We start from the raw sequence: 20,824 nt of genomic DNA, 5'->3' as shown, positions 1-20,824 counted from the left end.
TTTTAATACGAAAAAAGCCCAGGATGTACTCCTAGGCTTTTTTTATTAATCTTTTGGTTTTTGTTGTTGATTAGGCTTCGGTTTATACCTTTTCTTGTAGCCCGAATTATTTGATTTGTTATTCGAAAAATTCTTTTTACCCGGCCCTATAAAGTTCTTTGGCTTATTCGAAAAGTTTCTTCTTTTATTCCCGCCACCTTTTCTAACAACAGGTTTATACTCTGGACCTTTACCAATAAAGTTTGGATTTTCAGGTTTTTCGATATCTAAACCAATAAGCTGCTCAATTTTTGCAAACGAACCTTGCTCTTTATAATTTTCATTGATAAACGTTATTGCTTCACCTTCTCTAGAGGCACGTGCCGTTCTACCAATTCTATGTACATAATCTTCAGGATCTTTTGGGACATCAAAATTGATTACTAATTCTACTGTATCAATATCAATACCTCGAGAAATGATATCTGTTCCTACTAAAATTTTTGTTTGCTGTGCTTTAAACCTTAGTAAAACTTCCTCTCTTTCTTTTTGATCAAGATCAGAACTAATCCCCTCAGCATTTAGCTTTCTCTTTTTTAATAGAGTAGTTACCTCGTTTACCTTTTGTTTTGTACTTGTAAAGATGATAACACTTTCATATTCTTTTAGCGTCATCAAATAATCTACCATTGTACCCTTTTGTTGATCATACAATAAGTAGGCTTTTTGTGTAACGTTTTTAGAAGTTTTTGAAATAGCAATATTAATCTCCAAAGGATCTTTCAATAACTCTTTTGCAAGTGTTCTGATTTTTGGAGGCATCGTTGCCGAAAAGAATATATTTTGTCTTTGCTTAGGTAAATGTGAAGCAATCTGAAGAATATCCTCATGGAATCCCATATCCAACATTCTATCTGCTTCATCTAATATCAAGTTTTTGACTTTACTGACATTCGCTCCAATATTTAGATGCGATAACAGTTTACCAGGAGTGGCTACGATGATATCAACTCCTTGTTTTAAAGCGTTTCTTTGATTTGAGAAAGATGAAGAATCTCCACCATACACTGCAATGGATGTTACTGGAGTAAAATAAGATAGACCTTGTATCTGATAATCGATTTGTAAAGCCAATTCTCTTGTAGGTACTATAATTACTGTATGCGTATCCGTTCCATCATAATCTGAAGTATGGATTTGGTGCATTATAGGTAATAAAAAAGCTGCTGTTTTACCTGTACCTGTTTGAGCACATGCTATGAGATCTTTATTATCAAGAATAGCTGGTATAGCTTGCTCTTGAATAGGAGTAGGTTCATGGAAATTCATGGAATAAATTCCATCCAAAAGATCATCGTTTAAATCAAAATTATCGAAAGTCACTTTATTCTTAATTATTATTTTGTCTGAAAGCTTCAACTGCTCTTCTAACTGAGCCGTTTTTCTCTAAAAGGGTTTTAGCTGTTTCTTCATCGACATCAATTTCTTCCATAACCATACGTTGTGCTCTTTTTTCAAGCTTGTGGTTAGTTAACTGCATATCGACCATTTTATTTCCTTTTACTTTGCCTAATTGTATCATCACAGAAGTGGAAATCATATTTAAACAAAGCTTTTGAGCAGTACCGGCTTTCATTCTCGTACTACCTGTTACAAATTCTGGACCGACTATAATTTCTATAGGATATTGGGCAACTTCGGCCATTTTACTATTTGGGTTACAAACAATGCATCCTGTAAGAATACCATTTTCGTTTGCTTTCTGCATTCCTCCAATCACATAAGGAGTTCTACCGGATGCAGCTATGCCAATTAAGCAATCATTTTCGTTGATGTCATATTTTTGCAAATCAACCCATGCTTGAGTTTCATTGTCTTCAGCATGTTCGACTGCTTTACGAATTGCTCCGTCTCCACCAGCTATAATTCCGATAACGAGATCAAAAGGGACGCCAAAAGTAGGAGGGCATTCTGATGCATCTACTATACCTAATCTTCCGCTAGTGCCTGCACCGATATAAAAAAGGCGACCACCTTTTTTCATTCTTTCCACAATCCCATATACTAATTCTTCTATTTGAGGAATAGATTTATTGATAGCTTGTGGAACGGATTGATCTTCTTTATTCATGGATTGAAGTATTTCTTCAACATCCATTTTTTCAAGATCATTATAATTTGAGGATGATTCGGTGATCATTATTCTATAAGTCTAAAATTTGATTTAAAGATATAGAAAAAAGATCAACTATCTTAAAAGTGAGCCATAATGTCTTCAATTCTATCTATAGCAGGAGTGATATTTTTACACAAATTATCTAATAGGAGGTTAGTATTGGCATTTGTATCGTTCATTACTCCAAAAATATAATCTTGTTGATCTTTTTTTGAAAACTGAATTGAATGCACTAAATGTTCACCTGTTTTTTTGATTTTAATACAATGACCATCTTTATTTAAAGTACCCTCTAATCTTAAGATTTTTTCATTACCACCAATAAGAATAGAATTCATGATATGAAGAAGTTCTTTCTCGTCTGTCGAAGCAGAAATTGGGAGGATGAAAATATTTAAATAGTCATTAATACTTTCAATATATCTGTTATTGTCACTGACCTTAGTTAATAGTTTATTTATTTTTTTATCGTAAGAAAGAGCATTTGGATTTACTTTTTTGGCGAAATAATAATTACTAGGAAATTCATCATTAATAATTAATCGATCAGCAAAAGCTAGATCGTGCCAACTCAAGTTATCATTTAAGTGAATCATATTGATCATTTCTGCTTGAGTATAAGCTACAGTATCTTTCCAAATATATTTTTCCATTAATTCTGCATCAGATAGTACTAAATGTGCAGCATCTTCTAACGAACGCTCTCCATCAGTATATAAGCAGATATCAGTATTATTTTTTTCTAATATTGTATGGATCCAGTAATTGTTATTATCCATTTTTACCCATTCAGCTAAACTATTGCTTCCTGTTGGGGCAAAATTAATTGAATTACCTTTTACCTGCGGTAAAAAATTTGTTATGGTGATATAGTTCTTATTTTTCATATTATTCGATAGCAATGTATTTGATACACATACTCATAACAGTAAAAAGAATTGAAATAATTCATTTATATTCTGAATATATGTTTATGAGTTGTAGTTAGTTATATAATTTGATATCTAATTTCTTACTAAATTATCGCAAATAATTGCTGTAGCAATAGCGACATTCAATGATTCTGCATCACCAAATCTTGGTATTGTGATTTTTTCATTAAGGATATTCTCAACATCTTCAGAAATACCATGTGATTCACTTCCCATCACAACAATAGACTTCGAATCGTCTTTATAGTTATGAATGTTGGTTCCGATCATATCAGCACCCAGAAGTTTGATACCTTCCTCCTTATAATTGGATAATTGATCTACTAAATCAACAATATGAATATTAATTCGAGAAAATGCACCCATAGTAGAGGCAATTACCTTAGGAGCAAAAACATCTGTACATTCTTTTGAAAGGAAAATATTTTTGATGTTATACCAATCGGCTATTCTTAAAATTGTTCCTAAATTACCGGGATCTTTTACATTATCAAGTGCAAGAGATACGTTGCCTAATTCTTTTTTTGTAGGAAGTGAGAATTTAGGAATTTGTACTACTGCTAAACCAGAATCGTTTGTTTGTAAATGACCATTTTGTTTTAATGATTCAGGAGTAGTTTCTTGAAGAATCTCAATCTTTTTGTCAGCATATCTATCAATAACGTCATTTAGCTTTTCAGTATAGAATAAACATTCTATAGTTAAGTTAGACCTTAGTAATTCTTCAATATTCTTTCTTCCTTCAACAATAAAACGATTGCTTTCTTTTCTTTTTTTCTTTTGTAGTAAACCTCTTACTTCTTTACTCCAGCGTTTGTTCATTTAATTACGTCTTTTGAATTCTGGTATCTCTAATGCGTCGTAGACCTTATCTAAGTTAGTAAAAGAATGATTAACTCTATTACTTAAAACTATTAAAAATGCATCGGAAGGAGGATAATGTACAAATAATGTGGAATATCCTCTCCACCAACCACCGTGATATACTATAATTTCGTCTTTTGAAGTTTTAAATAATCGCCAACCATAGCCATAATTGAAATTTCCTTTTCTTTTAGGAGATTGAAATTTAAAAGCTTCCGATTTCGATTTTTCTGTTAATAATGAATCTTGTAATAATGCCTTATGCCATTTGAAAAGATCTTCTGTGGTAGAATAAACACTCTTATCACCTAAAACACCATTAAGAAAAAAGTCTTCATACTTTCTACGGCCACTTGTATGACCAATAGCAACTTCATCTCTATGTACTTTAGCTGTATCGAATGTAAAGGTTCGATCCATATGTAAAGGATCAAAAATTCTATTTTTCAGGAAATCGCCAAAAGATTGTCCACTTACTTTTTCGACAATAGAGGCCAATACCATGTATCCACTATTGGAATACCTAAAACGACCATCAGGACTTCCGTATTTACCAGGTTTGTACTCCGTCATGTAGTCCATACACAATTGATTATTAATTGGAGTACTTTTGTCTTTGATATAGATTTCCATTAAATAAATATAATTGGGTAATCCAGATCGGTGACTTAACAGCATTTTGATCGTTATGCCTGGGTAGGGGAAGTCAGGGAAAAATTTATTTACTGTATCACTTAAACTCAATAATGAGTCTTGTTCTAAAAGTAGAATTGAAGCAGCAGTAAATTGTTTTGAGACTGACGCCAATTGGAAAATATCGTCATTATGAAGTTTAGTTCTTCTTCTTAAGTCCCTGTATCCATAGGCCTCATTAAAAACAATTTCTCCTTTTTTTGCACCTAAAACAACCCCGTTAAAACCTCTTATTTTATTTAATCTTGTAAAAGTCGAATCAAAAATATGATGCAATGAATCTTTTTCTTGAATCGATAAGGTGTCTTCTACAGTTTGTATTGTTGGTTCCTCTACTTTCGTTTCTTTTTTATTAGTAGTATTACAAGAAATACAAAAAAAGGTGAGAATGTAAAGTAAAGTAGCAGTCACGTATTTAGTCATTCTATTATTTAACTTCAAAATCAAGAAGTTTTTTATCTTCAATATAAGCAGTTAAGCGATCTCCAATATTCACTTTTCCAACACCTGCAGGTGTCCCAGTAAAGATAAGGTCGCCTTTTCGTAGTGTAATGTATTTTGATATAAATGAAATGATCTCATCAATCTTCCAAATCATCATTTCTGAATTACCTTTTTGTCTTACTTCTCCATTTACTTCTAATGAGAAGTTTACTTCTTGGATATTATTGAATTCAGATAAATCAATAAATTCAGAAATAGGGGCACTTCCGTTAAATCCTTTCGCTAAATCCCAAGGCAAACCTTTTTCTTTCAACTTGGATTGTACATCACGTGCAGTAAAATCAATTCCAACAGCTACTTGATCATAATAACGTTGAGCAAATTTTTCTTGAATATGTTTACCTTCTTTACATACTTTCACCACTAATTCAACTTCATGATGTATATCAGAAGAAAATTCTGGGTGATAAAAAGGAGCATTGTTTCTGAGAACGGCAGTATCTGGCTTTGAAAAAATAACAGGCTGATCAGGTCTTTCATTGTTGAGTTCACTGATATGGTCAGCATAATTTCTTCCAATACAAACAATTTTCATATTAATCGAAGTGAATGTTAGAATTATAAATTAAAAACCAAAAAAAGCCCGATAATGTATATCGGGCTGTTTTCATCAAAAAGATAGAAATTACTTCTTTTTAGTCGTAGCTTTTCTACCTCTAGTTGATCTACGTTTTGGAGCCGGTTCTGGTTCCTCGATGATTTCTACATCAGTCAAGATTCTACCACAGTGCTCACATACGATAAGTTTTTTCTTCTCACGAATATCTGCTTGTCTTTGAGGAGGAACTGTATTAAAGCATCCACCACATGCACCTCTTTTAACAGATACTACTGCAAGACCATTTGATGAATTATCTCTAATCTTTGTGTAAGATCTTAATAATCTTTCATCCAGATGTTTTGTAGCTTTTTCACGTTGTTTCAGAAGTTTTTGTTCATCCACTTCAGACTCAGCCATAATTTCATCTAGCTCAGCCTTTTTTGTCGTAAGGTCTTTTCTACGCTCATCAAGTCTTTCTTTCGTGTCTAAGACACGCTCGCGCTTGATTTTCTCTTCAGCCTCGTTGTCACGAATTTTCTTTTGTGCAACTTGGATGTCAAGATCAAGCATTTCCATTTCTTTGGTGATTGCATCAAATTCACGGTTATTTCTAACATTCATTTGTTGCTCTTCCAAATAAACGATACGCTTTTTGAAGTCTTGGATTTTACCTCTGTATTGATCAATATTTGCCTCAACCTCGCCAAGATCTCTTTTTAAGTTGTCTATACGAGTTTCGAAACCTACGATCTCATCCTCTAGATCTTGAACTTCTTCTGGCAAGTCGCCGCGTAATTTGCGGATTGCATCTAGATCGCTATCGATTTGTTGAACTTTCGAAAGCGCATCGATCTTTTGGGCGACAGTATTCTCCATAGGGATTGGTAAAACTAATGGTTGACATTAAAAATATAAAGTGATAGAGATTTTTTATCTAAATCACACGAACTGCAATTTTAATAAATAAAATTGTAATATTTAGCATTAATTAGAATTAATAACGTTTGATTTTTGTGAATCAAACAAAAAAGGCTAACAATTTTACTTGCTAGCCTTTAGTGCTCCCAACTGGGCTCGAACCAGTGACCCTCTGATTATGAGTCAGATGCTCTAACCAACTGAGCTATGGGAGCTGCTTTTCCTTGAAAGCGTTGCAAATATAGACGTTTATTTTCGTACTATCCAAAAATAAAAATAAAGTTTTTTGAGATTATTTTTTAATCAATTGTAAAACAATAAATTATTTTATTCATTTAATCTTGTTTACATAACCTTTAATTTTTCTTCAAAATAGCAGAAAAATCACTTTTTAACTGTTAATCAGTGGATTGGTGAATTTGAAGTTTTTTGCATCAAATAATCCTTTGTCGCTTAATTTTAGTTCTGGAATGACCAATAATGAAACAAAAGATAAAGTAAGAAAAGGATCATGTAGTTTTGATCCGAAGGATTTTGCTTTATTTAGCAAGTTAATATAGTCTTCAGCAACATCAGTTCCTTCTTTATCTGACATTAATCCTGCTATTGGCAAGGGGAGACTGTGAGTATCAAAACCATTCGTAATTACAAGTCCTCCTTTCATATTGATCACTTCATTTACTGCTTCGCATAACACTTGGTCATCATGTCCCACGGCAATGATATTATGAGAGTCATGAGCAACTGTAGAGGCTATTGCTCCTTGTTCTAAGCCAATCCCTTTAATAAATGCAATCGCAGGAGGTTCATTCCTATATCGGTTCACCACAGCTAATTTTAAAACGTCATTCGCTTTTAATGTGGTACTATTAAATATTTCTTTTTTTGTGATTAGCTGACCGTCTTCAACAACTATACTTTGTACACGTTTTCCTTTAGTATCTAAGAAAAATTCTGAAACCGTTTTTTCTCTAGCTTGGAAATTATTGATAACATCTGGTTTCTCTGTAGTGAATTTTACTTCTTTATTTTCATAAACTGCTTCTCCGTTAATGTAGGTAGCAATAGGAATAAATTGAGACATGGTTTCTACAATAACAAAATCTGCTAAATCACCTTTTCTTAGTTGACCTACATCTAAGTTATAATGCTCAATAGGGTTGATGGATGCTATTTTTAGCACTTCAAAAATATCAGCACCTAATGCGAAAGCTCTTCTGATAAATAAATCAATATGTCCGTTGATTAATTCATGTGGATGAGTATCATCTGTACAAAACATCAAATGTTCTGCGTGGGAATTAAGTAAAGTTGATAATGCATCGAAATTTTTAGCGGCAGATCCTTCTCGTATTTGGATCTTCATTCCACCTTCAATTTTATCTAATGCCTCTTCTAATTGTGTGCATTCATGATCCGTGGTAATACCTTTACTAGCATATAATTTTGCTTTATCACCACTTAGGCCTGGAGCATGTCCATCAACAGGTTTGTTTAAAGATTTAGCCGCTTCAATTTTGGCCATAACTTCCTCATCTTCTTCTAAAACACCCGGCCAATTCATCATTTCTGACAAAAACTTTATTTCTTTTCGTTCCAAAAGAATTTTAACGTCTAAAGCATTTAACTCTGCACCAGCAGTTTCAAATTTTGTGGCGGGAACACAAGAAGGAGCTCCAAAATTAAATTTAAGGGGTGATTTTTTTGCCTCATTTATCATATAATCCACACCTTTTAAGCCTAAAACATTGGCAATTTCATGTGGATCAGAAACTGTGGCAACAGTACCGTATTTAACCGCTAATTTACAAAACTCTGTAGGAGAGAGGAGCGTACTTTCTATGTGTATATGACTATCTACAAACCCGGGGACAATGTAGTTTGTAAGTCCCTTACATTCCTCATCATAAACAATATCTTTAATGTATTTTCCAGAGATTGTGATCTTCCCGGGGTAGATCATTCTTCTATGAACATCTACAATATTTCCTTTAATAATTTTATCCATGGGTCATAAAAAAAAAGTCAAAACAAATATTAGGTTGTTCTGACTAGTTTAAGTTAATTAAATATACACTTTATTTTAGAATATTAAAGCATATGAACAGGTGATATCGAATCTAGATATAGATAAATCCTCTCCATTTACTCTAGATATGTCTGAAATACCTGTAGTATATCTAAAATCAATCATAATATTTTGTACAATAGCCCCGATACCAAAAACCATTGAAAAATTGCTATCATTTAAATATCGATAAACATTTCTTTCGTTACTATTCTCGGCAGGTTCAAAACTGCCATCAATAATATTAGTAGGACCTTTTTCTTTAGCATTCGCTAAAACACTAATCATAGGTCCGAAATTAAAGAAAAATCGATTATTCTTACCAGTAGAAAATTTTGCAAGGATAGGTATATCTACATAACTGAGATTTACCGTTGTACTTTGATATTTTGATGAAATAAGGCTGTAATTACATTCAGTCTGTAAACTAAATAAATCATTGGTAGCAGCTTCAAAAGCAACACCGAAAGTAAGGTTGGGTTTGTAGGTAAAATCTGATGTTCTATTCGATCTTATTTTGCTAATATTTGTTCCCACTTTACCAGCGACCATCACACCTTGTGAATAGGAAAAGTTGGAAATAAAAAGTAGACCAAATAATATAAAAAAATATTTTCTCATGTATTGATGTAACGAATTAAACAATATAACTTTCATTTAATATTGAGATAGTCCATCTGATAGAATTGGCTTTATCAGACGTACATTACATTAAATGTATAAAAATTGACGCACAACTTAAAAAATATAATACAATTAACATTAATCATATACTCAAAAATGCTGATTTCTTATCAGAGTATAAACATTTACATTAAACACGTCATCTTTATTTTATGATTTAATAGAAATTAATATATTTATGAATGAGTGAATACTTAATCATTCAATGAATTATTACTACTTACTATGAAGGATTTAGATTTTGATTATATAGTTATTGGATCTGGTTTTGGAGGCAGTGTATCCGGAATGCGTTTGGCAGAGAAAGGATATAAGGTTTTGATTATAGAAAAAGGGAAGAAGTTAGAAAATAAGGATCTTCCTAAATCCGATTGGAATATTAAGAAATTTCTATGGGCACCAATTATCAAATGCTTTGGCCCACAGAGTCTAACTTTTTTTAAAGAAGTCTTCATTTTGGGTGGTGTTGGTGTAGGAGGAGGTAGTAATGTTTATGGTAACACTCATATGTATCCTGGAGACCATTTTTTTCAGAATAATGTATGGTCTCATTTAAATAGTAACTGGAAAACCACATTAGCTCCATTTTATGATCTAGCAAGATTTATGTTAGGTTCAAAGCCATTTAAAGATTTTCATAAAGAAGATTATATCCTTAAAGAAATTGCTTCTGAAATGGATAAGGAATCAAGTTTTGGTGGGGTGAATATTGGCGTTTATTATGATGATTTTGATAAAGAAGACAATGATCCTTATTTTGAAGGATTAGGTCCAAAAAGATCTCCATGCAAAAAGTGTGCTGGTTGTATGTTAGGGTGTCCACATAACTCAAAAAACACTTTAGAAAAGAATTATCTTTATTTCGCTGAGAAATTCGGAGCAGAGATAATGCCTGAAACAATGGTTACGGGAATTTTGCCAAAAGAAGGGTATTATGAAGTAAATATTGAAAATAGTACGTCTATTTTTAATAAAAAACCTAAAACATTAACTGCAAAAGGCGTAATAGTGAGTGCTGGAGTGATTGGAACTATGAAATTGCTCCTTAAAGAGAAATACCAAACCGAAAATCTTTTTAAAATTTCTAATCAATTGGGTGGGAATATTAGAACAAACTCTGAAATGCTATGTGGAGTTTCTAACGCCAATACCAAATTAAATAATGGAGTCGCTATATCATCGTATTTTAATCCAGATGATCATACACATATAGAAGTGGTTAAATACAATACTTCTTCAGGTGCTATGGGTAGAATGGCTTCTTTAGCCACAGGGCCAGGACCAACAGGTTTACGTTTCGTTAAATTGTTAGGTAATATCATCACAAAACCAATTAGCTTTTTTAAAAGTACTTTTAAAGTGCATAAATGGGGTGATAACTCTATCATTCTATTAGTGATGCAATCCATTGAGGAAAGCATGAAATTACAATGGAAGAAGGGGCTTTTTGGGCATAAATTAAGTTTTGATTCAAAGAACAGCTTTGCCGTACCAGCATATATTGAAGTGGGGCAAAAAGTACTTCACAAGTATGCTAAAAAAGTAGACGGTGTTCCTTTAAATGCACTTTCCGAGATTCTGTTTAATACACCTATGACAGCACATATTTTAGGAGGTTGTAACATGGGGAAAGATGCTAATGAAGGTGTAGTAAATGAACGCTTTGAAGTAAATAATTATCCTAATTTTTATGTTTTAGATGGATCTATTATACCGTGTAATTTAGGAGTAAACCCATCATTAACCATTACCTCATTAAGTGAATATGCCATGTCTCTGATTCCTGAAAAAGAAGGGAACACAAATATTCCATTAAATAAACAACTTGAAAAAAGAAAAGAGATAGTCAATAATTAAGAAATCACCCTCATTATATGACTTAATTGATGTGTTATTTTACCTTCTTTGTTACTATAGATACCTTCAACGGTAAATAAATCTTCTCTAACATAATGAGAAGCATGAATAATTTTACCATTATTTGATACGATACCCACATGAGTGATACGTCCCTTGTCATTATGAAAATAAGCTAAGTCTCCTGCAGTAGCTTCTTCAAAAGTGACTTTAGATCCGATTTCAGCTTGTTGATAGGCGTCACGTGGAAGTTTAATCCCATGTGCATTATAAACAGTTTGAGCAAATCCTGAACAATCTATTCCAGCAATAGATCGGCCACCCCATAAATAGGGAACACCTAAGTATTTAGAAGCTGTTTCTAATAGATCACCTTCATTTTCTGATGGAAGCACACTGTGTAATTTCGCATAGTTAATTTGTGTGTTATCACACTTTTCGTAATGAAAAGGTAAAGTTGAACCAATCGAAAGATGAATTGTTTTTTGTTTGTCGAAAATAGGAAAAATAGGTCGAGTGACTACCGGATGTTCCGCTTTGATATATCGATCCGCATAATCTTTAGCTACTTCATTATGCTGACCCTTAGTAATATATCCTTCGTATTTATCAAAATGCATTTGAATTTTCACCCATTCATTATCTTCAGTGAATTCAATCACTTTATAGAGTTCTCCATATAATAATTGAGAAGTCATTTCAGATGAATGAGCGTTTTTTCCTCTAACCGCTAAAGTGCTATATATACAAATACCGTAAATTGGTTTCATTTATTTCTTTTTTTTGAATGCAAAGTTGATGTTTGCTGTAATACTAAAATTACTCGAGGTATTAGGAGTATCGTAAATTTCGTAATTTGTTGTCAAATAATAATAATTGATGATAATATCAAGAGATAAATTCTTTGTCCAGAAATTCCCAAAACCGATACCTAAGCCGTACATGTTTCCAAATCCATCGAAACGAGCAACATTATTTTCAACTGAATAAGAAAGGACTGATTTATTAAAACCATAAGAAGCTTCGAGGAAAAATCCATTGAAGACATATTTTCTTACCCTTGGCCCAACTCCCAAAAAGGTTTCTAGATTATTATTTGAATAATTAAAAGATACAGACCTTAACCCTCCAAACCCAAAGGCACCTACCCAAAATTTATCATATATGTAATGTCCTGAGTAGACTATTCCAAAAACATCTAGAAGGACAGTACTTTTAGTGAAAGCTAATGATTGATTTTGATAGGAGACACCTAAACCGTATCCCATACCTACAACCCATTTACCTTTCTGTGTCTGATATTTAAAACTTTCTAACTCATCATTTATCCACTCCAAGGAGTCTTCATTATTTGATGCGTTTTGAGCATTCAAATAAGAAGCACATAAAAGTATAAAAATGATATTTAGAAAAAGGGTTTTCATTAAATAATAGAGAGTCTTTCTAAAATGTACATCTTTTCCTCTTCGTTTGTCATAATCAACAAAACAGAGAGCGAAGTGAAAGTTTGTTTAGGAGATGGCTTAAAATACCATTCATGTCCTTCTCTAATAGCCAAAACCATTGTCGAAGGTAGTTCATGAATCTTAAGAGATTCTAAAGTTTTACCAACATATGATGCAGGTATTTTTATTTCTTCGAGACTAAACATATCCGTTTTGTCTCTTCTTACTATATCTAGAAATGTAGTAATGTTCGGGCGAATCATTTCCATAGCCATTCTACGTCCACCAATCGAATGAGGTGATACTACTTCGTTGGCACCTACAGATAAAAGTTTGCTCTTAAATGAAGGACGTTTATTAGCGGAAACAATTCTAATTTCAGAATTTAACTGTCTTGCTGTTAGCGTAGTTACAAGATTGAGATTATCATCATTAGTACAGATAAAAATACCCCCAGCACTCTTTATCCCTGCTGAAATTAATGTTTCATCTATTGTACAGTCACCGACAATACCGTAGGCATTTTTATATGTACGACGGTACTCTCGATAAATTTCTTCATCATTCTCTATAAAAACAAATTGATGATCAACACGATCAATCTCTTCGGCGATTCGGAGACCAACTCTACCTAAACCACAAATAATATAATGATCTGTAAGATTGTTTATCATTCTTAAAGTTCTTCTTTTAATAAATTCTTCCTGAATATGTCCTTCTAGGAAAAAGGCAGATAGGGATGTTGCTATATAAGTAAAGGTTCCAATGCCAGAGAAAGCAACAAAAATGGCGAAAACTCTACCCACAGGGTTATTATCTAATGGAATGACCTCACCATAACCAATTGTAGTAATAGTTATTGCAGTCATGAAAAAGGCATCCATAGGAGCAACATCAAAATCGGCAGTTGCCATAAAGCCAATAGTCCCAATTATTAGAATGAAAAATATAATTCCAAATGCTGGGAGGATCTTGGATAATAATGCACGCATTTAAATGATGTTAACTTCAGGTTCTATCTCAATACCAAATTTAGTAAAAACATCTCTTTTTATTGTCATCGCTAAGTCCCAAGCTTCTTCGCCTGTTGCTCCACCATTGTTAATTAACACAAGTGCTTGCTTACTATATGTCCCCACATTGCCTTTTATCTTACCTTTCCAGCCGCTTTGTTCAATTAACCAACCTGCTGGAATTTTAGTATGATTTTCATCAATTACATAATGAGGAGCATTAGGAAATTTACTGATGATCTTATCTGCTTCAAGTTTTGAAACTACTGGGTTTTTAAAGAAACTTCCACAATTACCAATCACTTTAGGGTCTGGTAATTTTGAATTACGTATCTCAATAATGATGTTGGCTAAACTATCAGGAGTCAGCTCTTTGATGTTTTTTTCGAGAATTTTATCGTTTATAGCACCATAAGAAGTATTAAACTTCCATTTTTTACTTAATCGTATTTTAATAGAAGTAATAGAGGCCTTACCTTTTAAGTCATGCTTAAAAATGGAATTTCTATATCCAAAATGACATTCTTCTTTGGAAAAGGTTGTTTTTTCTAGATTATCATGATTGATAAAATCAACAGATAAAATCACATCTTTTGCTTCAACTCCATATGCACCTATGTTTTGTATAGGGGCAGCACCGACGGTGCCTGGAATTAACGCAAGGTTTTCTATTCCTTGCCACCCTTTTTGAACTGTCTTCATGACTGTTTCATGCCAATTTTCACCAGCACCAATTTGTATGTCAACGTAGTCGTCTGTTTCGTTGATCACTTCAAAACCAGGGATTTCATTTTTGATAATTAGCCCTTCAAAATCTTGAGTAAATAAAATATTACTTCCACCTCCTAATAATAAGAACTTTTTAGGTTGTTCCTTCAGAATTTTAACTAATTCGTTTTCAGATTTGACTGTAGTAAATTCTTTTGCTTGAACTTTTGCTCCAAACGTATGGTAAGGTAGTAGTGAAATATTTGGTTCAATCATTAGTAAATAGGCTAATTATATGTAAAAGAAGTTTTTTTAAATAACCTTCTTTCTAACATTATATTAAAAATTACATAGAGACGTTTGTGCTTACCTAAATATTTTAGGCTTTACAAACGTCTCTATGCTATTAAATCAAGAGGTAGTGTTAAGGTATAACCTCGAAAAATTATTTATGAGATTTTAGCTACTAAATCATCGATGGGCATATCATTAAATCTACCTGATGACATTAGTAGTAAATTCTTTTTACTGTAATCAATTTCTGAAAGAGCATTATAAAGGTCTTTTTCAGAAGTGAATACTTTTAAGTTTTTTTGATTAAAGGCTGCTGCTACTTCATCTGCAGAAATAGATTGCAATCCTTTACCTTCAACTACTTTCGGATTAAAATAAACAAACGCTTGATCTGCTTCTTTTAATGTTTTAGAATATTGATCTAAGAAGGATGCCGTTAAACTACTAAAAGTATGTAGTTCTAAACAAGCTACTAATTTAGACTTATATTGATTAGCAACGGCGTGAACAGTCGCTTGAACTTTAGAAGGGGCATGAGCAAAATCACGGAATACCTTTGTTGTTCCGTTATCAGCTAACAATTGCATACGCATATTTGCACCTTCAAATGAAGCAATCGCTTCAATGAACTCATCTCTACTTACATTTAAGCGTTTACACACTTCCATTGCAGCAGACATGTTTCTTAAGTTATGATCACCAAAAGTACTTACCTCAGTATTTTCAGAACCAGCAGTAATAATCGTTTTACCGTCTTTTACTTTTGATTTTAATTTGTCGTAAGGAATTACATCCACATCACCAGAGATTGTACATCTTTTGATCAATTTCTTAAGAACTTTATCATCTGATGAATACACCAATACACCTGCCTTAGGAGATGATTCTACAAATTTTTCAAATTGTTTCTCATACTCATTATAATCAGGATATACATTGATATGATCCCAAGCAATACCAGTGATAACACCGATATGATGTTTGTAATGGAGGAATTTAGGTGAATCATCTAGTGGAGATGAAAGGTATTCGTCGCCCTCTAAAATAATTACAGGTGCTTTGTCTGTAATTTTCACAGGACGTTTTACACCTTTTAAAGAAGCACCTACCAAGTAATCACAATCAATATTCCAGTAATTCAATACATGAATAATCATAGATGAAACAGTGGTCTTACCATGACTACCTGCAACAACAATTCTTTGTTTATTTGTAGTTTGAGAATATACATATTCTGGGAATGAATATATGTTTAAACCCAATTCTTTTGCTTTAAGCAACTCAGGATTGTCTTTCTTTGCGTGCATGCCAAGAATGACAGCATTGATATCCTTTGTTATTTTTTCCGGATGCCAACCATTTTCTTCAGGAAGAAGATCTGCTTCTTTTAAATTCGATAATGCTGGCTCGTAAATACTGTCGTCAGACCCACTAACATTATAGCCTTTTTCTTTCAAAGTGATGGCAAGATTATGCATGATGCTACCACCAATTGCTATAAAATGAACTCTCATGTATGTTAATTATGATTATACTCTTTATACTGTTTGCAAAAATAATATAAACGTTGGTTTAAACTGTATTTCGTTTCAATTATTATTTGATTTACTCTTACAATTAAGATTTAATTAATAAAAAGACAATTTTCAATAGTTTTTAGAACCTATTTTAAGTGAAAAAGGATGTTTTTTTATTGGATTGATTCTGTGATAAATAATTTTTGTTTTAAATAATTATGAATGAAGCACCTAAAGTATAAGGCAAAATACCATAAAACCTATTAATTTTGTGTTATGGATAAATCAAAAGGTTCAAGAAGTAATTTAATTCATTCCGCATTTCCTAGTCAATCACTAGAACCTGCACAAAGTGCAGAACTTATGAATGCGAAAAAACGTCCGTGTGATCATCAGTTGGAACAAGCCACATTGGGTGCCTTAATTTTAGAAAAAGAGGCATTGAATGAGGTTATTGAAGTATTGAAAGCAGATTCTTTCGATAGGGAAGCCCATCAGATGATTTACAACGCGATTGTTGGAATTTTTAATCGCTCAGAACCAGTCGATGCGATGACGATTGTCCATGAATTAAAGAAGAAAGGAGAGTTAGAAAAAGCGGGAGGTGTGTCATACATCGCTCAGTTATCTAATAATGTTACTTCATCAGCTAACGTAGTTCATTATGCTAGAATACTTCAAGAATATTCTATTAAGCGAAAGCTAATAGGTGTTTCTAATGAAATTCAACAAAAAGCCTATGATGATACTACGGATGTCTTCGACTTATTGGATAAAATGGAAAACTCATTATTCGAAGTATCTGAAGAAAATGTTCGTAAAAACTATGTCGGCATGAACGATGTTGTGAAAGAAGTTTTTATGGAACTAGAATCGCTTAAAGATAACCAAGATGGCATGACAGGTGTTCCATCTGGCTTTACTGGTCTAGATCGAGTTACTTCTGGATGGCAACCTTCTGATTTAATTATTATTGCAGCCCGTCCTGCGATGGGTAAGACAGCCTTTATTCTTTCTGCTTGTAGAAATGCATCTGTAGGATTCCAAAAAGCTACTGCGATATTCTCTCTAGAGATGAGTGCCGCACAGTTGGTAAAACGTTTGGTTTCTGCTGAAGCTGAATTGGAAAGTGAAAAACTTAAAAAGGGTAACTTAAGTGATGCTGAATGGAGGAGACTTGTAGACAAAACGGGTCAACTTTCTTCTGCACCTATATACATAGATGACACACCTGCCTTAACAGTTTTAGAACTAAGAGCTAAGTGTCGTAGATTAAAAGCACAGCATGATATTCAGCTAATTGTGATTGATTATCTTCAATTAATGTCAGCTGGCGATAGTAAATCAAAAGGTAACCGTGAACAAGAAATTGCCTTTATTTCAAGATCATTGAAACAAATTGCGAAGGAACTAAATGTTCCAGTAATTGCACTATCTCAATTATCAAGAGCGGTTGAAACAAGGGGTGGAGATAAACGACCACAATTATCCGATCTTCGTGAATCGGGATCAATCGAGCAAGATGCTGATATGGTTATGTTCCTTTACAGACCTGAATATTATGGTTTAGATGAGGATGAAGAAGGTAATTCTACAAAAGGAATGGGCGAAGTGATTATTTCTAAAAACCGTAGTGGTGGTTTGGAAAATGTTCGCTTGAAGTTCATTGGTCAATATACCAAGTTTACCGATTGGGAGGAAAGCTCATTTATGCATGATGATATGATGGGCAATATGGATATGGGTGGTTTTGCTGGTGCTCCAATACCAGCAAATATGCCTAGTGGAGAAGTGAGCTTTGATCAAATGAATGCACTACCGCCTGATCTAAATTTAGAGGAAGGATTTAACGAAGGAAACCAGGATAGTAATCAACCTATGACATTCCCTTCAAAACTTAATAGAAATGAAGACAATAATGATGAGAATGTACCACCTCCATCAAATGATCCTCCATTTTAATATTTAATATAACAAGAAACACTCATCTTTTTAAAGGTGAGTGTTTTATGTGATTTTTTAATATGTTTACATTATAGAACAGATAACTTCAATTCATCATTTCTTTTTGTTAAAATCAAATCATTACATATTAATTCTTATATCTTTCTTAATATCAAGTTGTGTTTCCTACAAAGAACTTGAGAAAGAAAACGCCCTTCTTGCTAAACAAAGAATTGAAGGAGTGAAGTACACCGATCGTTCTGTCCTAGAAAACCTCATTCGAAATAAACCCAACCGTACTTTTCTTGGAACAGGATTAAGAACTCCATTAGCTGCTTATCAAAGAGGCGAGAAGTATTATGAAAAGCAGGTATCAAAAGATAGTGCTAAACTTTCAGATCTAAATGATTACTATGAAACTCTCATCAATTATAAAGAGAAGGAGTTACTTGAATCTATAGAAGATAACAGAGCCTTGTTAGATAGTTTATATCAATTGGATATTTACGAAACATATGCTAAAGTTCATGAGATTGAGAAAAGGAGTGTACGTGATTCAATAAGAGGAATCAGAAAACTAAGAAAGATAAAATCGAAATCAATTTCTAAAACAGAAAAGTTAAACACCCGCTTAGAAAAAGGAAATTGGTTAATGCGTTCTGCAGGAGAACCTCCATCATATTTTGATATAGAATCATCTGAATCAGCTGCAAAAAGTATCCAACGTTATTTAGTAACCAAAGGGTATTTAAATGCAAAAGTATCCTATCATTATGATACCTTACAAACGGAACCTTACGTATTTGTTAGAGAAGTATTTACGGTAAAAGAGAATAAGCCTTGGATGATCAATAAATTGGTTTATGATGTTAAAGATAGGGAAGTGTTGAACTTTATCATGACTTACAATAAGAAGTCAATTTTAAAGGAAAAGACCCAATATTCTGAAACGAAACTACAGAATGAGAGAAATCGAATCACTAAACTTTTAAAAAATAATGGCTACTTCGACTTTAATACGAATTATATCAAATATGAAGTAGACACAAACAAAACCCATTTAAAAGTCGATGTAAAACTGATCATTGATTCTCCTGCAGACAAAGATACCCACACTAAATACTACATCAAAGATATAGTGGTTGAGACAGATCCGAACGATAAAGTCGCTTCCGACTCAACAGAATATGATGATATCACATACATTCAGCATTCAAAAAAATACAAGGAAAAGATACTCAATGGTAAAATGGCTTTAAAAGAATCCAAACCTTTTAATGAGTCATTAACCAATGATACCCGTTTTTTCCTCAGTCAAATGGATGCCTTCAAGTTTGTGAATATTGAATATGTCAAACAAGGAGAAGATTCTTTAAATGCTAACATTTATACAAGTTCGTTCAATAAGTATCAATATGCCTTTGAAACAGGTTTAAATGTAAGCCGATCATTACCAGGTCCATTTGCCAGTATCTCTTTAAAAAGTAGAAATATATTTAGAGGTGCTGAGTCTTTGGAATTTAGAGGCCGTTTTTCTTTAGAAGCACAGGCATCTGTTACAGAAAGTTCAGATGAGTTATATAACGGTACCGAATATGGTTTTAGTACTATCTTAAAAGTACCACGACCGTTAATTCCTTTTTCTGCAAAACTGAATGATCTTTATTATTATAGAACAGCCAAAACGAAAATACTTTCTGATGTTGCTTATGTCAGTCGACCAGAATACACTCGTTTAAACATTAAAGGACAGTTTGGATATGAGTGGAGAAACAGAAAAGAAGATTTATTCGAATTTTCCCTGGCAGACCTTAACGTAATTAGAACTCCATTCTTGAGTAATGATTTTAGAGTACGTCTTCAGCAATTAGCAGAACAAGGTAACACACTTCATTATTCATTTGACAATTCATTTGTTACAAGTAGTCACTTGAGTATGTCAAGAATGAGAGGGAATTATGTAACTGGAACTTCAAAAGCTTCTTATATAAAATTATTTGGAGAAGTTGGAGGTAATTTTCTTGATATTGTTAACGATTGGACTGGAAGTCAACCTGGTTCGATATATGGTTTACGTTATTATAAATTCTATAAATTATATTTTGATTTACGTCGAGTTGTACCTATTGGTGAAAAGAAGAAACATATTTTTGCTTCGAGGATCCACATGGGTGTTGCAAAATCATATGGTGAAGTAGATGCATTACCTTACGAAAAATACTTCTTTAGTGGAGGTGGTAATTCCAATAGAGCATGGCGTCCAAGACGATTAGGTCCGGGTTCTTACACACCGCCTCAAAGAGAAAATGGTACGTTTGATTATAGTTATGAACAGCCTGGCGATATGATTATGGAGTTTAACGTGGAATGGCGTTATAAAATCTCAAGATTATTGCAATGGGCATTCTTCATAGATGCATCTAACGTTTGGTTATTGGAAGAAGATCAAACTCGACCGGGAGGGAATTTTGAATTTTCTCGTTTTTGGAAAGAATTTGGTATTGGCGCAGGTGTTGGTGCAAGACTCGATTTCTCATTCCTAATTATACGACTTGATGTTGGAACAAAAATATTTGATCCTGCAAGACAAGAAGGTTATAGATTTATTGCTGGGTACGATTTTCTAGGAAAAGGCACAACAGAATTTAATATAGGTATTGGTTATCCGTTCTAATGCTTATTTTTGG

General features: G+C 33.0%; 17 protein-coding genes and 1 tRNA gene. 3 read left to right on the top strand and 15 right to left on the bottom strand.

Annotation, left to right across the window (positions count from 1 at the left end; genetic code table 11):
- Positions 1–45 precede the first annotated feature (45 nt).
- The 10 genes from KMW28_RS10700 to KMW28_RS10655 form a co-directional block, all read right to left on the bottom strand.
- Positions 46–1,362: a DEAD/DEAH box helicase gene (locus tag KMW28_RS10700; RefSeq protein ID WP_169663425.1), complete on the bottom strand. Its 1,317-nt coding sequence runs from the start codon at positions 1,360–1,362 to the stop codon at positions 46–48.
- A 7-nt stretch (positions 1,363–1,369) separates the two neighbouring features.
- Entirely contained in the window at positions 1,370–2,179 is an 810-nt protein-coding gene (gene murQ, locus KMW28_RS10695; protein ID WP_169663426.1) for an N-acetylmuramic acid 6-phosphate etherase, read from the bottom strand.
- 53 nt (positions 2,180–2,232) lie between these two features.
- Positions 2,233–3,042 carry a hypothetical protein gene (locus tag KMW28_RS10690; RefSeq protein WP_169663427.1) on the bottom strand — a complete coding sequence of 270 codons (810 nt, stop codon included), beginning with the start codon at positions 3,040–3,042 and terminating at the stop codon, positions 2,233–2,235.
- Between the two features lie 117 nt (positions 3,043–3,159).
- On the bottom strand, positions 3,160–3,909 hold the full coding sequence (locus KMW28_RS10685; protein ID WP_169663428.1) for a TrmH family RNA methyltransferase: 750 nt from the start codon (positions 3,907–3,909) through the stop codon (positions 3,160–3,162).
- Positions 3,910–5,085, bottom strand: coding sequence for a serine hydrolase domain-containing protein (locus KMW28_RS10680; protein WP_169663429.1), 1,176 nt, complete (start codon positions 5,083–5,085; stop codon positions 3,910–3,912).
- Positions 5,072–5,683, bottom strand: a complete 612-nt coding sequence (locus KMW28_RS10675; protein ID WP_169663430.1) for a fumarylacetoacetate hydrolase family protein — start codon at positions 5,681–5,683, stop codon at positions 5,072–5,074. The genes KMW28_RS10680 and KMW28_RS10675 overlap by 14 nt, the downstream gene beginning before the upstream one ends.
- 90 nt (positions 5,684–5,773) lie before the next feature.
- Positions 5,774–6,565: a zinc ribbon domain-containing protein gene (locus tag KMW28_RS10670; RefSeq protein ID WP_066207451.1), complete on the bottom strand. Its 792-nt coding sequence runs from the start codon at positions 6,563–6,565 to the stop codon at positions 5,774–5,776.
- A 183-nt stretch (positions 6,566–6,748) separates the two neighbouring features.
- Positions 6,749–6,822: transfer RNA gene (locus tag KMW28_RS10665), tRNA-Ile, on the bottom strand.
- Positions 6,823–6,998: 176 nt separating this feature from the next.
- Positions 6,999–8,615, bottom strand: coding sequence for an adenine deaminase (gene ade, locus KMW28_RS10660; protein ID WP_169663431.1), 1,617 nt, complete (start codon positions 8,613–8,615; stop codon positions 6,999–7,001).
- A gap of 75 nt (positions 8,616–8,690) precedes the next feature.
- Positions 8,691–9,296, bottom strand: coding sequence for a porin family protein (locus tag KMW28_RS10655; RefSeq protein WP_169663432.1), 606 nt, complete (start codon positions 9,294–9,296; stop codon positions 8,691–8,693).
- A 288-nt stretch (positions 9,297–9,584) separates the two neighbouring features.
- On the opposite strand from KMW28_RS10655, the gene KMW28_RS10650 reads away from it, so the two are divergent.
- Complete coding sequence (locus KMW28_RS10650) at positions 9,585–11,216, top strand: GMC oxidoreductase (RefSeq protein WP_169663433.1); 1,632 nt, start codon at positions 9,585–9,587, stop codon at positions 11,214–11,216.
- Here the strand turns inward: KMW28_RS10650 and KMW28_RS10645 are convergent.
- The 5 genes from KMW28_RS10645 to KMW28_RS10625 form a co-directional block, all read right to left on the bottom strand.
- Complete coding sequence (locus KMW28_RS10645; protein WP_169663434.1) at positions 11,213–11,986, bottom strand: C40 family peptidase; 774 nt, start codon at positions 11,984–11,986, stop codon at positions 11,213–11,215. The genes KMW28_RS10650 and KMW28_RS10645 overlap by 4 nt on opposite strands.
- Entirely contained in the window at positions 11,987–12,640 is a 654-nt protein-coding gene (locus KMW28_RS10640) for a hypothetical protein (RefSeq protein WP_169663435.1), read from the bottom strand.
- The gene (locus KMW28_RS10635) at positions 12,640–13,653 is read right to left on the bottom strand and encodes a potassium channel family protein (protein WP_066207462.1); all 1,014 of its coding nucleotides are present in this window, start codon (positions 13,651–13,653) and stop codon (positions 12,640–12,642) included. Before KMW28_RS10635 ends, KMW28_RS10640 begins: the two co-directional genes overlap by 1 nt.
- Positions 13,654–14,658, bottom strand: a complete 1,005-nt coding sequence (gene murB / locus KMW28_RS10630; protein WP_169663437.1) for a UDP-N-acetylmuramate dehydrogenase — start codon at positions 14,656–14,658, stop codon at positions 13,654–13,656. It abuts the gene before it with no gap.
- 173 nt (positions 14,659–14,831) lie between these two features.
- Entirely contained in the window at positions 14,832–16,190 is a 1,359-nt protein-coding gene (locus KMW28_RS10625; protein WP_169663438.1) for a UDP-N-acetylmuramate--L-alanine ligase, read from the bottom strand.
- Between the two features lie 366 nt (positions 16,191–16,556).
- Between KMW28_RS10625 and dnaB the strand changes: the two genes are divergently transcribed.
- Both dnaB and tamL read left to right on the top strand, forming a co-directional pair.
- The gene (dnaB, locus tag KMW28_RS10620; protein WP_205958155.1) at positions 16,557–18,155 is read left to right on the top strand and encodes a replicative DNA helicase; all 1,599 of its coding nucleotides are present in this window, start codon (positions 16,557–16,559) and stop codon (positions 18,153–18,155) included.
- Between the two features lie 106 nt (positions 18,156–18,261).
- Positions 18,262–20,811 carry a translocation and assembly module lipoprotein TamL gene (gene tamL, locus KMW28_RS10615; RefSeq protein WP_169663440.1) on the top strand — a complete coding sequence of 850 codons (2,550 nt, stop codon included), beginning with the start codon at positions 18,262–18,264 and terminating at the stop codon, positions 20,809–20,811.
- Positions 20,812–20,824 lie beyond the last annotated feature (13 nt).

The sequence above is a fragment of the Flammeovirga yaeyamensis genome, from assembly GCF_018736045.1.
GTDB lineage: Bacteria > Bacteroidota > Bacteroidia > Cytophagales > Flammeovirgaceae > Flammeovirga > Flammeovirga yaeyamensis.
The sequence above is the reverse complement of the archived record's forward strand: the minus strand, read 5'-3'. Positions and strand labels throughout refer to the sequence as shown.

Coding starts and splice junctions, on each gene's coding strand:
- murQ (WP_169663426.1), bottom strand. CDS start 2,179: ATGATCACCGAATCATCCTCAAATTATAATGATCTTGAAAAAATGGAT.
- KMW28_RS10675 (WP_169663430.1), bottom strand. CDS start 5,683: ATGAAAATTGTTTGTATTGGAAGAAATTATGCTGACCATATCAGTGAA.
- dnaB (WP_205958155.1), top strand. CDS start 16,557: ATGAATGCGAAAAAACGTCCGTGTGATCATCAGTTGGAACAAGCCACA.
- ade (WP_169663431.1), bottom strand. CDS start 8,615: ATGGATAAAATTATTAAAGGAAATATTGTAGATGTTCATAGAAGAATG.
- murB (WP_169663437.1), bottom strand. CDS start 14,658: ATGATTGAACCAAATATTTCACTACTACCTTACCATACGTTTGGAGCA.
- KMW28_RS10670 (WP_066207451.1), bottom strand. CDS start 6,565: ATGGAGAATACTGTCGCCCAAAAGATCGATGCGCTTTCGAAAGTTCAA.
- KMW28_RS10650 (WP_169663433.1), top strand. CDS start 9,585: ATGAAGGATTTAGATTTTGATTATATAGTTATTGGATCTGGTTTTGGA.
- KMW28_RS10685 (WP_169663428.1), bottom strand. CDS start 3,909: ATGAACAAACGCTGGAGTAAAGAAGTAAGAGGTTTACTACAAAAGAAA.
- KMW28_RS10635 (WP_066207462.1), bottom strand. CDS start 13,653: ATGCGTGCATTATTATCCAAGATCCTCCCAGCATTTGGAATTATATTT.
- KMW28_RS10625 (WP_169663438.1), bottom strand. CDS start 16,190: ATGAGAGTTCATTTTATAGCAATTGGTGGTAGCATCATGCATAATCTT.
- KMW28_RS10655 (WP_169663432.1), bottom strand. CDS start 9,296: ATGAGAAAATATTTTTTTATATTATTTGGTCTACTTTTTATTTCCAAC.
- KMW28_RS10640 (WP_169663435.1), bottom strand. CDS start 12,640: ATGAAAACCCTTTTTCTAAATATCATTTTTATACTTTTATGTGCTTCT.
- KMW28_RS10645 (WP_169663434.1), bottom strand. CDS start 11,986: ATGAAACCAATTTACGGTATTTGTATATATAGCACTTTAGCGGTTAGA.
- KMW28_RS10690 (WP_169663427.1), bottom strand. CDS start 3,042: ATGAAAAATAAGAACTATATCACCATAACAAATTTTTTACCGCAGGTA.